The sequence below is a fragment of the Pseudomonas sp. NPDC087639 genome (assembly GCF_044743385.1).
GTDB lineage: Bacteria > Pseudomonadota > Gammaproteobacteria > Pseudomonadales > Pseudomonadaceae > Aquipseudomonas.
The window spans coordinates 87111-101370 of sequence record NZ_JBIUWI010000004.1; the positions used below are offsets into that span (position 1 = coordinate 87111).

A 14260-nucleotide genomic window follows, 5' to 3' on the forward strand; every position below is an offset into this window, starting at 1 on the left:
CACAGTCAACCTCTCTGCATGGCTTGTTACAGAGCGTCTGTTATGATCTGTGCGACTGAACGTTTCAAACCAACAGGAGTGTCGCCATGCGCGAACAGGATTACGCAGTTAATAACGGCGTGCAGGCTGAGCAGCTAGAGGTTAGCCGCGTCCTGCGCAACACATATGGTCTACTCGCTCTCACCCTCGCATTCAGCGGCGTGATGGCGTTCGTTGCCCAGCAGATGCGTGTTGGCTACCCGAACATTTTCGTGGTGCTGATCGGCTTCTACGGGCTGTTCTTCCTCACCAACAAACTCCGTGATTCCGCGTGGGGCCTGGTGTCGGCGTTTGCCCTGACCGGTTTCATGGGTTTCCTGCTCGGCCCGATACTCAACCGTTACCTGGGCATGCAGGGCGGCGCTGAAGTGGTCAGCTCGGCGTTCGCGATGACTGCACTGGTGTTTGGTGGTCTGTCGGCCTACGTGCTGATTACCCGCAAGGACATGAGCTTCCTCGGTGGTTTCATCACCGCCGGTTTCTTCGTCCTGCTGGGTGCAACGCTGGCGAGCTTTTTCTTCCAGGTCAGCGGCCTGCAACTGGCGATCAGCGCAGGTTTCGTGCTGTTCTCGTCCGTCTGCATCCTGTTCCAGACCAGCGCCATCATCCACGGCGGCGAGCGTAACTACATCATGGCGACCATCAGCCTGTATGTATCGATCTACAACCTGTTCGTCAGCTTGTTGCAGATCTTCGGCATCATGAGCCGCGACGACTGATTACACTCGTTGAAACAACAAAAAACCCGCCTAGGCGGGTTTTTTGTTGGCTGCAGAAAAGGCTATCAATTGATGACGATACTGCCATCGGCCTTTTGCTTGTAGATTGTATAAGGCAACAGCAACGTGTCGAGTACCCCTGAAAATGCAGCATCTACCAGTACGCCGGGTGTCGCGTTGTTGTAATTGAACGCATCGACATCATCCGGACGCTCTGCGTGGAGCAAACAGAAGTCATAGGTCACGCCGCTGTAGATTCGCGGAACAGCGCCGCAGTGGGATTTTTTCTCTTTCAGATAGGCCGCGGCGTCTTGATCGCTGCGAACGACTGTCTGCACCGTCCCGCAACCAACGAGCATCAACGCCGCCAGAATTACTGCCTGAATCTTCATACCGCGAATCCTTCGCTGGAAAAACGTCAATCTAAGCCGAATTTGCAGAAAAAGCACCTAAGCCATCGGTGGCAAGCGGCGTTTGACCGGGGTCTTCTTGACTATTGCTGTATTGGTTTCGGCCAAGGTATTGAGGCGGTCGAGCAGGGTGTCCAGTTGTTCCATCGAGCGCACGTGCAGACGGGCGATAAAGCAGTCCTCGCCAGTGACCTTGTCGCACTCGGTGAACTCGGGAATCGACTGAATCTGACGCTCGACTTCCTGCAGTTGCCCCGGTAGCGGTCTTACCCGGACGATCGCCTGCAATTGATAGCCGAAGCACTTGGGATCGATCTCGACGGTGTAGCCCTTGAGCACGCCGCGCTCCTCCAGCCTGCGCAAACGCTCGGCCACGCTGGGCGATGACAGCCCGCTGATCTGCGCCAGCGCCTTGAGCGAACGCCGCGAATCCTCCATCAATGCGCTGATGAGGATCTGGTCGATATCGTCGGTCATGAACAAACTCCCGCATTAGGCGATTGGTGAGAACTACCCCCGATAAAAAAGGCAGAAAGTGAGTTTAGCCTGCTTTATGCGCTGGAGTGGCCCTGTGGCGGCTTGGCATACTTTTGCCACAAACACAGGAGAATAATGATGGACAACACACTGCGTCGCGGGTCATTTGAAATGACCGCTGCCATGCTCATATCCGGGACGATCGGCTGGTTCGTGCTGGTGTCCGGGCAACCGGTGCTGGATGTGGTGTTCTGGCGCTGCGTGTTCGGTGCCGGCACCTTGTTATTGATCTGCGCAGCATTCGGCTTTCTGCGCCCAGGCATTCTGACTCGCACGACATTTTTGCTGGCCGTGCTCAGCGGCGTGGCGATTGTCGGTAACTGGGTGCTGTTGTTCGCCTCGTACTCTCGGGCCTCGATTGCCATTGGTACAGCCGTATACAACGTGCAGCCGTTCATGCTGGTCGGATTGGCGGCGCTGTTTCTCGGCGAGAAGATCACTGTGCAGAAGCTGTTCTGGCTGGCGATTTCTTTCATGGGGATGCTGGCGATCGTCAGCGCCCATGGCCAGCAAGGCGAGGGCGGTAACGACTATCTGGTGGGGATTGCCTTGGCGTTGGGCGCGGCGTTTCTCTATGCGATTGCGGCGTTGATCATCAAACGACTGACCGGCACGCCACCGCACTTGATCGCACTGATTCAGGTCTGCACCGGTGTGCTGTTGCTCGCACCGTTCGCACACTTTTCTGCACTGCCGCAGGCACCGAGTGCATGGGCCAGTCTGATTACGTTGGGCATTGTTCATACCGGCCTGATGTACGTGCTGCTGTACGGCGCGATCCAGAAGCTGCCGACGGCATTGACTGGCGCACTGTCCTTCATCTACCCGATTGCCGCGATTTTCGTCGACTGGTTTGCCTTCGGTCATCGCCTGGAAATCCTGCAATGGGTTGGCGTTGCGGCGATTCTGCTGGCGGCGGCCGGCATGCAACAGGGCTGGGGCTTCAAGGCGCGGCGGCAGGCCGCGCAGTAAGCCTCAGATGTTCCAGCGCGGGGCGGTTTTCGCCAGGCACTGGCGCATCTCGCCGATGTTCGCGGCGAGTTGCCGGGTCAACAAACGATAGCCATCGAGCGCGCTGTAGACCGGTGCGTCAAGGCTGGTCTCCTGCAACTCCACTGGCCGATCCAATCGCTGTGCCGCGCCGGATTTCAGGGCGCGGGCCATGCCGATCAACTGCACGCGAATGACCCGATGTTCAGCTTTTAGCGCCGATTGCAGATGAGCCATGGCCTCTGGGTCGTTGGCGTCGGGGCGGGTGTTGCCGAGGATCTCCAGGGTGCTGATGCACATGCGCAGGTTGCGCTGGATGGCATCGAGTTCGGTCATGGAGATTTTCACTTCCTTGGACACCGATGGCATCAGCGAACGCAATTGCACCATCACTGCGCCCAAACGGCTCATCAATTTAAGATGCTCGTCAGCGCTGACCGGTTGGCCGCTGATGATCCGTCCGTACACCGTGGCGCAGTCGCGCAAGGCATCGGCCAGGTTGTAGCGCCACGAGTACACCGCGTACAACGGCAGGGCGAAGGAAAAAGCCAATGCCAGCGCGATACCGATCAGGATGTCGACCCCACGCCACAAGCCATCGGTGATTGGGTTGTCGCCGTGCCCGGCAACAATGAATACGGTGATCGCCGAGAGCAGCGCGGTATAGCCGCCCTTGCCGATCGCGTGATACGAGAAAAAGCCGCAGACCACGGCCATGGCGAAGTAGGTCAGCCACGGCATGCCGAGCCAGGCCTGCTGCGCCACCAGCAATAATCCGACGCCGGCACCGATCAAGGTGCCGGTAGCGCGTTCGGCGGCTTTTTTGCCGATGTTGCCGTGGTGCTGCAAACCGCCGATTACTACCAGCATGGTCACCGACGCCCATTCACCGTGGGGTAGATTGATGCCGGTGGTCAGCAAAATCGTCGCCAGCAACCCCAATGCCACCCGCACCGCGTGGATCAATCGGGCGTGGCGGTAGCGACGGTATGGGTCCAGCAGCGGACGCAGGATTCGGCGCAACAACGGAGGCAATCTGTGGGTGCTGAACGTACTCAGTGCAAGGCCCTCGTCAGAAGATGTAGTCGGTGGTCAGGAAGCTCGAATCGCGTCCGCGAATGATCTCGCTGATCAGATCCTTGTTGCTGTCCTGGAACTTGGTCGCCACCAGCGTGCGGATCGAAAACACCCGCAACGCATCGTGTACCGACAGCGTGCCTTCGGCGGAATTCTTGCGACCGTTGAACGGGTACGTGTCAGGGCCGCGCTGGCATTGAGCGTTTAGGTTAATCCGGCCGACCTGGTTGGCAAAGGTGTCGACCAGTCGGCCGACCGCCACCGGGTTGGTACCGAAGATGCTCAACTGTTGGCCGAAGTCCGATTCCAGCACGTAATCGATCACGGTATCGAGGTGACGGTACGGCACGATAGGCACGACCGGGCCGAACTGTTCTTCCTGATAGACGCGCATTTGCGGATTCACCGGGTACAGCACCGCCGGATAGAAGAACGACTCGCGGGATTCACCGCCATTCGGGTTGACCACCTCGGCGCCCTTGCTGCGCGCGTCCGCCACCAGACCGTGCAGATAATCGACCTTGCCCGATTCCGGCAGTGGCGTCAGCGATACACCGCTGTCCCACGGCATGCCCGGTTTGAGCGTGGCCAGTTTGGCGTTGAATTTTTCGATGAAGCTTTCAACGATATCTTCATGGACGAAGAGGATCTTCAGCGCGGTGCAGCGCTGGCCGTTGAACGACAGCGAACCGGTGACGGCTTCGCTGACGGCGTTGTCCAGATCGACTTCCGGCAGGACGATGCCGGGGTTCTTCGCGTCCAGACCCAGCGCGGCACGCAAGCGGTGCGGTTTTGGGTGCAGCTTCTTCAAGTCGCTGGCGGCCTTGTTGGTGCCGATGAACGCGAAAATGTCGATCTTGCCGCTGGCCATCAGCGCGCTGACGGTTTCACGTCCGCTGCCGTAGATGACGTTGATGACGCCGGTCGGGAAGCTGTCACGGAACGCTTCGAGCAACGGGCGGATCAGCAGCACGCCGAGCTTGGCCGGTTTGAACACCACGGTGTTGCCCATGATCAGCGCCGGGATCAGCGTGGTGAAGGTTTCGTTCAGCGGATAGTTGTAAGGCCCCATGCACAGCGCAACGCCGAGCGGCACGCGGCGGATTTGGCCGAGCGTGTCCTGCTCCAACTCGAAACGGCTGGAGCGGCGGTCGAGTTCCTTGAGGGCGTTGATGGTGTCGACGATGTAATCGCAGGTGCGGTCGAACTCTTTTTCCGAGTCCTTTAGGTTTTTGCCGATTTCCCACATCAGCAGCTTCACCACAGCGTCGCGTTGCTGACGCATGCGGCCAAGGAAGGCTTCGACGTGCTGGATGCGCTCGGCAACGCGCATGGTCGGCCACAGGCCCTGGCCACGGTCATAGGCGCGAACGGCGGCGTCGAGGGCGGTGAGGGCGGTATCGGCATCGAGTAGCGGCGTGCTGCCGAGAATCACTTGTTCGTCGCCATTTTCACCGTGCAGATAAACCGGGCTGCGTACAGTGGCGAGCGGGCCGTCCCAGCGGCGCAACTGGCCGTCGACGAGGTATTCGCGTTGCTCGACCTGAGCGCCTGGGCGGTATTTTTCCGGGATGTCGCTGACAGAAGGGAACAGGTTGCCAAGGATGTTTGCTGTGGTCATGTCGCTACCCCGTGATTGGAAATCGTATGCAGGTTGAAAACAGAAACCTGTGGGAGCGAGCCTGCTCGCGAAAGCGGTGTGTCATTCACTGGAAGGTTGACTGATGAAACGCTTTCGCGAGCAGGCTCGCTCCCACATTGAAAGAAGGGGATGTCTTGGAATTGTGCTTCAAGCCTAGACCTCTTTAGACCCGCTTGTGAACCCCAACTGTCCCCGTTTGCCCCCCTCACTGTCCCGCAATGCCCTCAACCCGCTGCGTTCGCTGCCTTAAGGTGTGATCACAACAATAAGCCGCACCCCACGCGAGGATCGTTATGCGGGCAATCCGATTCACTTTACTGCTGGCTGTGGTCGCTGCGATGGCGGGCTGTGGCGACGAAGCAAAACCGTCAGTGACATCCAGCAGCGCCACACCCTCCGACTCGGCACTGGCACAGATCTACACCAACAGTTGCCAGCTCTGTCACGCCAATCCGGCGGCCAACGCACCGCTCACTGGCGATCGCAAAGCCTGGGCGCCGCGCATCCAGCAGGGTGTGGACACGCTGCTCGACCACACCATTAACGGCTACAACGGCATGCCGCCGATGGGCCAGTGCGTCGAGTGCTCGCAAGAGCAGTTCCTGCAATTGATCGGCTTCATGGCCGACCAGCCTCTCCCTCAATAAGGTGCGCGCATGACGATGGATCTGACACGGCGTCAGTTATTGCAACGGGCAAGCATCGTCGGCGCGTTCAGCGCGCTGGCGAGCAACCCGGCCCTGGGTCAATTGATGCGCGCGCCACGGCTGATTCCCTGGCGCAACTGGTCGGGCGCGCAGAGTTGCCTGCCGGCAGCACGGTTGGCGCCGAAAAATCTGGATGAGCTGACGACGGTGATTCGTCAGGCCCAAGGCAAAGTTCGTCCGGTCGGTTCGGCACATTCCTTCAGCGCCTTGGTGCCCACCGACGGCACATTGTTGTCGCTGAGCTACTTCAACGGTTTGCTCGACCACGACCCGAAAACCCTGCAAGCCGAATTCGCCGCCGGCACGCCGATGTCGCGCATGGGCGTGCCGCTCAAAGACGTCGGCCAGGCCCTGCAAAACATGGCCGATATCGACTACCAGACCCTCGCAGGAGCGATTGCCACCTCGACCCACGGCACCGGCAAAAACTTCCAGTCCTACTCGGCCCATGTTTGCGGTCTGCAAATGGTCACTGCCAATGGTGAGGTGCTCGACTGCGACAGTCAGCGCCACCCTGAGGTGTTCAACGCCGCTCGCGTCTCCCTGGGTGCACTCGGCGTGGCAACGAAAATCCGCCTGAAAAACCGTCCGGCCTATCGCCTGCGTGAAACCCAATGGATCGCCAAGACCGAAGAACTGCTCGAAGACCTCGATAAGAACACCCGGGAAAACCAGCACTGGGAAATGCTCGTCGTCACCCATTCCGACTACGCCTTGTCCATCGCTCTCAACGAAACCACTGACCCGGCGACGCCGCCGATCAGCCCTGAAGAGGAGGGCGGCAACGAGTTCGTCAACCTGATCGAGAAGATCGACAAGTACGGCAGCGACTTTCCCGACCTGCGCCGGACAATGCTCAACAGCCTGCGGCATCTGGCGAGTTTCGATGACCGGGTGGGCGACTCGTTCGACATCTACGCCAACGTGCGCACGGTGCGGTTCAACGAGATGGAATACTCCGTGCCCACCGAACACGGCCCGGCCTGCCTGCGCGAAATCCTCAAGTTGATTCAGGACAAGGACCTGCGCACCTGGTTTCCCATCGAGTACCGCTACGTCAAGGCTGACGACATTCCGTTGAGCATGTTCGAGGGGCGCGATAGTTGTTCGATCTCGGTGCATCAGCACTATCAGATGGACCATCACAACCTATTCGCTGCCATCGAGCCGATCTTCTGGAAGTACAACGGCCGGCCACACTGGGGCAAATTGCACACGCTCAATGCGCGAACGTTGCAGCCGCTGTATCCACGCTGGCGCGAGTTTGTCGAGGTGCGCCAGGCGCTTGATCCGAGCGGCAAGTTTTTGAATGCGCATCTGTCGTCGATTCTGGGGGTTAGCTGATGGCGGTCAATCGACGTAATTTTCTGCTTGGCACGCTGGGTGTCGGCGCTTTACTGGTGGGCGTTGGTGCCTGGCTGAGACCGGGGGATCGCGGCGGGCCGTACAGCGAATACTTCCAGGCACTGAACCGTGAACTGAAGGAAAAAGGCCCGATGCGCCCGGTGCTGCTGATCGATCTGGATCGCCTCGATCACAATATTGATGTGGTGATGCAGTCGGTGAGACGCGGTGGCAAGCAACTGAGATTGGTGGAAAAGTCGCTGCCGTCGCCGGGGTTGCTCAGTTACATCGCCCAAAAAGCAGGAACGCAGAACTTGATGTCATTTCATCAGCCGTTTCTCAACCACGATGCCGTGAAGTTTCCGCAATCCGACATCTTGCTCGGCAAGCCGCTGCCGGTGCGCTCGGCTGAACTGTTCTACCAAACCCACAAAGGCCCGTTTGATCCGGCGAAGCAACTGCAATGGCTGCTCGACAGCCCTGGACGTTTGCAGCAATACCTCGCACTGGCGAAGGGGTTGGGCACGCGGATGCGCATCAACATCGAACTCGATGTGGGCCTGCATCGTGGCGGAGTGAGTGACGTTGAAGCGCTAGGGCAGATGCTCACACTGATCAGCGCCAACCCGCAGCATCTGGAGTTTGCCGGGTTCATGGGCTACGACCCTTTCGTGGGCATGGGCGTGCCGGGGATTCTCGGTTCGCATGAAGAGTTGTTCGCCAAGGTCATGGTGATCTATCAGCGCTGCGTCGATTTCACCCGCCAGCAGTTTCCGCAGTTGTGGCACGACGGCTTGTGCCTGAACACCGCCGGCAGCCCAAGTTATCGCATTCATGAAAGTGAAAGGCTGAGCACGGAAGTGTCGGTGGGCACAGCGATGCTCAAGCCGACGCATTACGACTTGCCATCGCTGGTCGATCATGTGCCCGCCACCTACATCGCCACGCCCGTTTTGAAAAGCACGGGCGCGGTGAACATCCCGGCGCTGGATGACAAGTCGAAGCTGTTTTCGTGGTGGGATACGAACCAGCGCCAGACCTTTTTCATTTACGGCGGTAACTGGATGGCCGAGTTCGAATCGCCGCCGGGTCTGCAAAGCAACAGTGTCTACGGGCGCAGTTCCAATCAGGAGATGGTCAATGGCTCGAATGCCGTGGGTCTGACCGTGGAAGATCAAGTCTTCCTGCGCCCGACCCAGACCGAAGCGGTGCTGCTGCAATTCGGTGATTTGCTGGCTGTGCGCGGCGGCAAGATCGTCGACACCTGGCCGGTCTATACCTGACCCCAACCCACCGTAAATCTCCCTGTGGGAGCGAGCCTGCTCGCGAAAGCGTCCTGTCAGTCACCATCTACTTGACTGGCACACCGTATTCGCGAGCAGGCTCGCTCCCACAGGTTTAGTGTCGTCTGTTAAATCTCGAGCAATCCTGTAATGAAGCTTTTATGACAAAAGTTCGGTAGCACATCGCCAGTCCGGTCATGCCTATGTAACGCGCTTGAGGGGCCCGACAGGGCGCTTTTCACAAGCCGAGGCGGGACGCCGGGAGTGAGGCAGTGGGGACTATGGAACGCTACTCGAAAGTGGGCATGCAGGAACTCGATCAACGTCTGTCGAAGATCGTCGAAGCCGCGCGCAAGAAGCCGGTTTCGGTGTATCGCTACGGCGCGCCGTGGGTCTGGATCGTCTCGCAGGATGACTGGCAGGGCGCCTTGAAAGAGGTCTCCAGCTACATTCCGCCAGGTCATTCGCTGGTCTTGCTACGCCCGCAGATCGACGATTTGCTCGACGCCCATCGCGACCTTCTGCACGACCTCAATGCCGAGCCCGGCCGGCTGATCCCCGCGCAAACGGTCATGCACATCCTGCTCCTGCAACTGCTGTATTCGGTGCCCAGCGAGCAGCAGCTCTATGAACAGCTCAGTTACAACCTGCTGTTTCGCTGGTTCGTCGGCCTTGGTCTGCAACAGAAAGTCTGGAGCTTCAACGCCCTCAGTCGCGACATCGCCACGCTGCTCAACAACCCGCGTGCGGTGCAACTCATTCAGAAAATCATCGGCGAAGTGTTCTGCGGTGCCTTGCTGCAAATGCCCGAGTTCTCGTTGAACTTCGCGCTATTGCACACATGGCTCGGTAAACACGCCTGCGCTTCGACAGCCAGCAACTGACGCAACACACAAGGCGCGCAACAGCGCCAACAGGTCATCGCGAATTCAGGGGGTAGTGTGGAACAGATTTTTACGTCACGGCTGGCGCTGTGGGGCTGGCTGCTGGTGACGGCGGGCGTGCAGCCGGCGCTGGCCGAAGAGGCCGCCGAAACCACCGCCGCGCAGCGTCTGGTCGACGTCAACGAATACTTCGTGCGTGGTAACACCGTGCTCGATGCTCGGGCGATCGAAGAGGCGGTATACCCGTTTCTCGGCCCGCAAAAAGCCCTGAGCGATATCGAAGGCGCGCGCGACGCGTTGCAGAAGACCTATCAGGAGCGCGGCTATCAATCGGTGTTCGTCGAGTTACCGGAGCAAGCGGTGGCGGACGGTATCGTCTATCTGCAAGTCAGCGAAACCAAGGTCGGCCGCGTGCGCGTGGTGGGCGCCAAGCACTATTCGCCACTGGACATCCGCGACGAAGTCCCGGCGCTCAAGGAGGGCGAGGTCCCGGACTTTGCCAAGGTTCAGGGTGAACTGGCGCAACTCAACAAAACCCCGGGCCGCCAGGTCATGCCACTGGTTCGCGAAGGTCAGCGCCCCGGCACCATGGACGTCGACTTGCAGGTCGAAGACCAGAACCCGTGGACGGCCAGCGTCGGCCTCAACAACGACTACAGCGCCGACACCGAAAAACTGCGGGCCGTCACCAGCCTCGGCTACAACAACCTCTGGCAACTCGGCCACAGCATCTCGCTGACCTACTTCACTGCGCCGCAGGACACCGACAACGCCAAGGTCTGGTCCGGCTCGTATACCGCGCCGCTGACTGATCGCTGGAGCGTGCAGTTCTCCGGTTATCAGTCCGACAGCAACGTCGCCACCATCGGCGGCAGCAACGTGCTGGGCAAGGGGCATTCCTATGGGGTATCGGCGATCTACACATTGCCGTCCAGCGGCAGTTGGTCGAATTCGCTGTCAGCGGGCATCGACTTCAAGGACTTCGACGAACGCCTGACCCTGTCCGGCGAAAGCGACAAGGTGCCGCTGCAATACGCGCCGTTCACCTTCGCCTACAACGGCTATCGCTACACCGAAAAGAGCCAGCTCGGCCTCGGCCTGAGCCTGGTCGCGGCCACCCGCAGCCTCTTCGGTTATGGCAGCTCCGACGAAGACTTCGACTACAAACGCTACCGCGCCAACCCGAGTTTCGCCGTGCTCAAGGGCGACACCAGTTTCACCTGGACCTTCGCCAACGACTGGCAGAGCGCGAGCAAAGCGGCGTTCCAGTTGGCTTCGGGGCCGCTGGTTTCCAACGAGCAATTCTCCGCCGGCGGCGCGACCTCGGTGCGCGGCTATCTGGCCGCCGAACGCACGGCTGATGACGGTTACCTGCTGAGCCAGGAACTGCGCACGCCGTCGCTCGCCAAGTACACCGGCACCTGGATGCAGGATTGGCGCTTCTACGCCTTCGCCGAAGGCGCGCAACTGTACCTGCGCGACGAACTGCCGGATCAGGACGCCAATTTCGCCCTGGCCAGTGTCGGCCTCGGCACCCGCGCCAGCCTGAGCAAATGGCTGTCCGGCAGCCTCGACTGGGGCTATCCGCTACTCGAAGGGCCGAACACCTCGAAGCAGGAATCGCGCCTGCACTTCAACCTTCAAGCCACTTTCTAAAGGAGCACGTACATGCAGCGCCTCTTCCTTTCGTTGTTGATCTGCCTGGGCTTCGTGCTCCCGGCCACGGCTCAGGCCTGGTGGCAGGACGACTGGCATTACCGCAAACAGATCGCCGTCGACACCACGCCGCAGGGCGCGGCGATCAATCAGGCCCTCGGCCGCACCGCGCTGCTGGTGCGCCTGCACACCGGCAATTTCACCTTCGATGGCGTTAAAGAAGACGGTTCGGATCTGCGCTTTGTCGGCGCCGATGACAAGACCGTGCTCAATCACCAGATCGAAAGCTTCGATGCGCTTATGGGCATGGCGCTGATCTGGGTTGATTTACCGAATGTCGAGGGCGGTCAGCGTCAGGACATCTGGATGTATTACGGCAACCAAAAAGCCCCGGCCACCGGCAACGGTCAACTGACCTTCGACCCGAATTACACCGCGCTCTATCACTTCGACGGCGCCACCGGCACCCCGGCCAAAGACACCACCGCGTATGGCAACACCGCGCAAAGTGTGACCGGCGCGGCGATTGACGGCGTAGTGGGGCGTGCCTTGCAGTTCAGCGGTCAGCCATTGCTACTGCCGGCCAGCCCCTCGTTGCAACACAACGCCGGCAGCGCATTCACCTTCAGTGCCTGGCTGCGTCTGGATCAGGCTAATGGCGAGCAACTGATTCTGGCCCGCCGTGAAGGTGCCAACAGTCTGTTGGTCGGTGTGAATCAGGGCGTGCCGTTCGTGGAAATCGATGGCCAACGCGCAATCGCCACGCAGCCGCTGAATCCGGGTCAATGGCAACACGTCGCGCTGACCGCCGAAGGCTCGAAAGTCACGCTGTACATCAATGGTCGCGAAGGCACGACACTGGCGGTAGCGATGCCGGCGTTCAACTCGGTCATGGCCATCGGCGCGGACCTTTCCGCGGGCGCCTTCCAGCCATTCGTGGGCGCTGTCGACGAGCTGCGTCTGTCGAAAGTCGCGCGTGCTGCACCGCTGATTCTGGCCGACGCCACCTCGCAAGGCGCCGAGTCGAAACTGGTGGCCTACGGCGTTGATGAAGAACAGTCCGGTTATGGTTTCGGCAGCCTCGGTTTCCTGCTCAACGCGGTGCCAGTCGACGCTTGGGTGATCATCGCGGTGCTGGTGCTGATGATGTTCCAGTCGTGGATCATTATGCTGCGCAAGAACCGTACCCTCGGCCGCGTCAGCAAGGCCAACGAAGCCTTCCGCGAGCAGTTCGCCAAGGTTGGCACGCGTCTGGAGATGTTTGCCGATGACGCGCAGCTCGCTCAGCGTTTGCAGCATTCATCGCTGTGGCGCCTGTATCTGGTGGCGGTAAAAGAAATCCGTACCCGCCGCGAGCAGGGCGCCGACACCTCCTCGGTTTCAGCGGCGACCATCGAAGCGATCCGTTGCTCGATGGACGGCGTGCGAACCCGGGAAAACCAGGCCCTCAGCTCGAAACTTTCGACCCTGTCCAACGCCATCGCCGGCGGTCCTTACATCGGTCTGCTCGGCACCGTGCTGGGGATCATGGTGGTGTTCCTCGGCACGGCGATGGCCGGCGACGTCAACATCAATGCGATCGCTCCCGGCATGGCCGCCGCGCTGCTGGCCACTGCCATGGGCCTGTTCGTCGCGATCCCGGCGCTGTTTGGCTACAACCGTCTGATCACTCGCAACAAGGAAGTCAGCGCCGACATGCGCGTGTTCGTCGACGAGTTCATCACCCGTCTGGCCGAGATGCACGGCGAAAGCCAGTTCAGTGAGGCGTCGCATTCGCGCGGCCATCACGCCAACCATTCCGTACCGGCCTGAGGAGCATTGACATGGCGTCCGTAAATGCCTCCCACGACGATGAAGAAGATGCTGCGGTGGACAGCATCAACATCACCCCGCTGGTCGACGTGCTGATGGTTGTGTTGGTGATGTTCATCCTCACCGCCACCGCGCAGGTTTCCGGCATCCAGATCAATCTGCCCAAGGCCAGTGCATCGGTGTCGCTGTCGGAAGCCAAGACCAAGGCGATTTCGGTCAACGACGGCGGCCAGGTGTTCCTCGATGCCTACCCGGTGACGCTGGCCGAGCTGGAAGAGCGCCTGCGCATCGAGAAAGCACAGAGCCCGGACTTCCCGGTGATCGTGCGCGGTGACGCGACGGTGCAGTACCAGAAAGTCATCGAAGTGCTGGATCTGCTGCGCCGGCTCGAACTGTCCCAGGTCGGTCTTGTGACCGGCAAACCGAGTCAGGGCTGAGTCATGACCGCACAACTCCCGATCGAGCCGCTGCCGGTGAAAAAGTCGCCGATGCGCTTTGTGAAGTGGGGCGCCGGGCTATTGGTTGGCGCGCTCGCCGCATGGTTCCTGTGGCAGTGGGCCAACGACATGAGTGGCATCCGCCGCGAAGCGCCGAAGGTGCCGACGATCATTCCGTTGCCGCCACCGCCACCGCCGCCACCCGAGAAACCGCCGGAGCCGGAAACCCCGGTGGAAGAAAAAATCGTCGAACCGGAACCAACGCCCGAGCCGCAGGAGGTCAAGCCTGAAGAAGAGGCGCCGCCATCGCCAGCGGACGATCTGGCCAACCCGATGCAAATGGACGGCGATGCACAGTCGGGCAACGACGCCTTCAACATCGGTGCGGGCAAGGGCGGCGGTATGGCCGGCGCTGGAGGCGGGCGCGTGGGTAACGGCACTTACAGCCAGTTCCTTGCGTTCACCTTTCAGAAGCTGCTGCGCGAGAACCCGGAGCTGCGCAACCTCGCCTTCACCTTGCAGGCCGATGTGTGGCTGAGCAGCGTTGGCGAGATCACCCGGGTCGAGCTGATCAAGTCCAGCGGCAATCCCGAGATTGATACCCAGGTTTTGGCGGCGCTGCGCAATGCGCCGCACTTAAGCGAACGGCCACCGGCCTCCATGACTTTGCCTGTGCGCCTGTCCCTGCAAGGGCGGCGTCCGGGTTAACCGAATTCTTAAAGT

Annotated in this window: 14 protein-coding genes; 10 read left to right on the forward strand and 4 right to left on the reverse strand. The window is 60.2% G+C overall.

Features of this window, described 5'->3' with window-relative positions:
* Positions 1-86: 86 nt before the first annotated feature.
* Positions 87-758 (forward strand): Bax inhibitor-1/YccA family protein, encoded by a 672-nt coding sequence (locus ACIOVB_RS03865; RefSeq protein ID WP_187680418.1) that lies wholly within the window; start codon positions 87-89, stop codon positions 756-758.
* Positions 759-823: 65 nt separating this feature from the next.
* On the opposite strand, the gene ACIOVB_RS03870 is transcribed toward ACIOVB_RS03865, so the two are convergent.
* Together ACIOVB_RS03870 and ACIOVB_RS03875 are read right to left on the reverse strand one after the other, a co-directional pair.
* Positions 824-1150 carry a YceK/YidQ family lipoprotein gene (locus ACIOVB_RS03870; RefSeq protein WP_401264969.1) on the reverse strand — a complete coding sequence of 109 codons (327 nt, stop codon included), beginning with the start codon at positions 1148-1150 and terminating at the stop codon, positions 824-826.
* A gap of 57 nt (positions 1151-1207) precedes the next feature.
* On the reverse strand, positions 1208-1645 hold the full coding sequence (locus ACIOVB_RS03875) for an Lrp/AsnC family transcriptional regulator (protein ID WP_187680420.1): 438 nt from the start codon (positions 1643-1645) through the stop codon (positions 1208-1210).
* A 138-nt stretch (positions 1646-1783) separates the two neighbouring features.
* Between ACIOVB_RS03875 and ACIOVB_RS03880 the strand changes: the two genes are divergently transcribed.
* Positions 1784-2677 carry a DMT family transporter gene (locus ACIOVB_RS03880; protein WP_401264973.1) on the forward strand — a complete coding sequence of 298 codons (894 nt, stop codon included), beginning with the start codon at positions 1784-1786 and terminating at the stop codon, positions 2675-2677.
* A 3-nt stretch (positions 2678-2680) separates the two neighbouring features.
* On the opposite strand, the gene ACIOVB_RS03885 is transcribed toward ACIOVB_RS03880, so the two are convergent.
* Complete coding sequence (locus ACIOVB_RS03885; RefSeq protein WP_401264976.1) at positions 2681-3721, reverse strand: FUSC family protein; 1041 nt, start codon at positions 3719-3721, stop codon at positions 2681-2683.
* A 46-nt stretch (positions 3722-3767) separates the two neighbouring features.
* Entirely contained in the window at positions 3768-5393 is a 1626-nt protein-coding gene (locus ACIOVB_RS03890; RefSeq protein ID WP_401264979.1) for an NADP-dependent glyceraldehyde-3-phosphate dehydrogenase, read from the reverse strand.
* 314 nt (positions 5394-5707) lie between these two features.
* Here ACIOVB_RS03890 and ACIOVB_RS03895 point away from each other — a divergent pair, with 314 nt between their 5' ends.
* From ACIOVB_RS03895 to ACIOVB_RS03930, 8 genes are all read left to right on the forward strand, one after another.
* On the forward strand, positions 5708-6061 hold the full coding sequence (locus ACIOVB_RS03895) for a c-type cytochrome (protein WP_401264981.1): 354 nt from the start codon (positions 5708-5710) through the stop codon (positions 6059-6061).
* Positions 6062-6136: 75 nt separating this feature from the next.
* Positions 6137-7465: a D-arabinono-1,4-lactone oxidase gene (locus tag ACIOVB_RS03900; protein WP_401265077.1), complete on the forward strand. Its 1329-nt coding sequence runs from the start codon at positions 6137-6139 to the stop codon at positions 7463-7465.
* Between the two features lie 74 nt (positions 7466-7539).
* The gene (locus ACIOVB_RS03905) at positions 7540-8748 is read left to right on the forward strand and encodes a DSD1 family PLP-dependent enzyme (RefSeq protein WP_401265080.1); all 1209 of its coding nucleotides are present in this window, start codon (positions 7540-7542) and stop codon (positions 8746-8748) included.
* Between the two features lie 272 nt (positions 8749-9020).
* A complete protein-coding gene (locus ACIOVB_RS03910) occupies positions 9021-9632 on the forward strand; it encodes a transposase (protein ID WP_187680425.1) in 612 nt (203 codons plus the stop codon).
* Positions 9633-9689: 57 nt separating this feature from the next.
* Positions 9690-11288 carry a ShlB/FhaC/HecB family hemolysin secretion/activation protein gene (locus tag ACIOVB_RS03915; RefSeq protein ID WP_401264984.1) on the forward strand — a complete coding sequence of 533 codons (1599 nt, stop codon included), beginning with the start codon at positions 9690-9692 and terminating at the stop codon, positions 11286-11288.
* 12 nt (positions 11289-11300) lie between these two features.
* The gene (locus tag ACIOVB_RS03920) at positions 11301-13100 is read left to right on the forward strand and encodes a DUF2341 domain-containing protein (protein WP_401264986.1); all 1800 of its coding nucleotides are present in this window, start codon (positions 11301-11303) and stop codon (positions 13098-13100) included.
* A gap of 11 nt (positions 13101-13111) precedes the next feature.
* On the forward strand, positions 13112-13537 hold the full coding sequence (locus ACIOVB_RS03925) for a biopolymer transporter ExbD (RefSeq protein ID WP_186551381.1): 426 nt from the start codon (positions 13112-13114) through the stop codon (positions 13535-13537).
* A gap of 3 nt (positions 13538-13540) precedes the next feature.
* A complete protein-coding gene (locus tag ACIOVB_RS03930; RefSeq protein WP_401264989.1) occupies positions 13541-14245 on the forward strand; it encodes an energy transducer TonB in 705 nt (234 codons plus the stop codon).
* Positions 14246-14260: the final 15 nt, after the last annotated feature.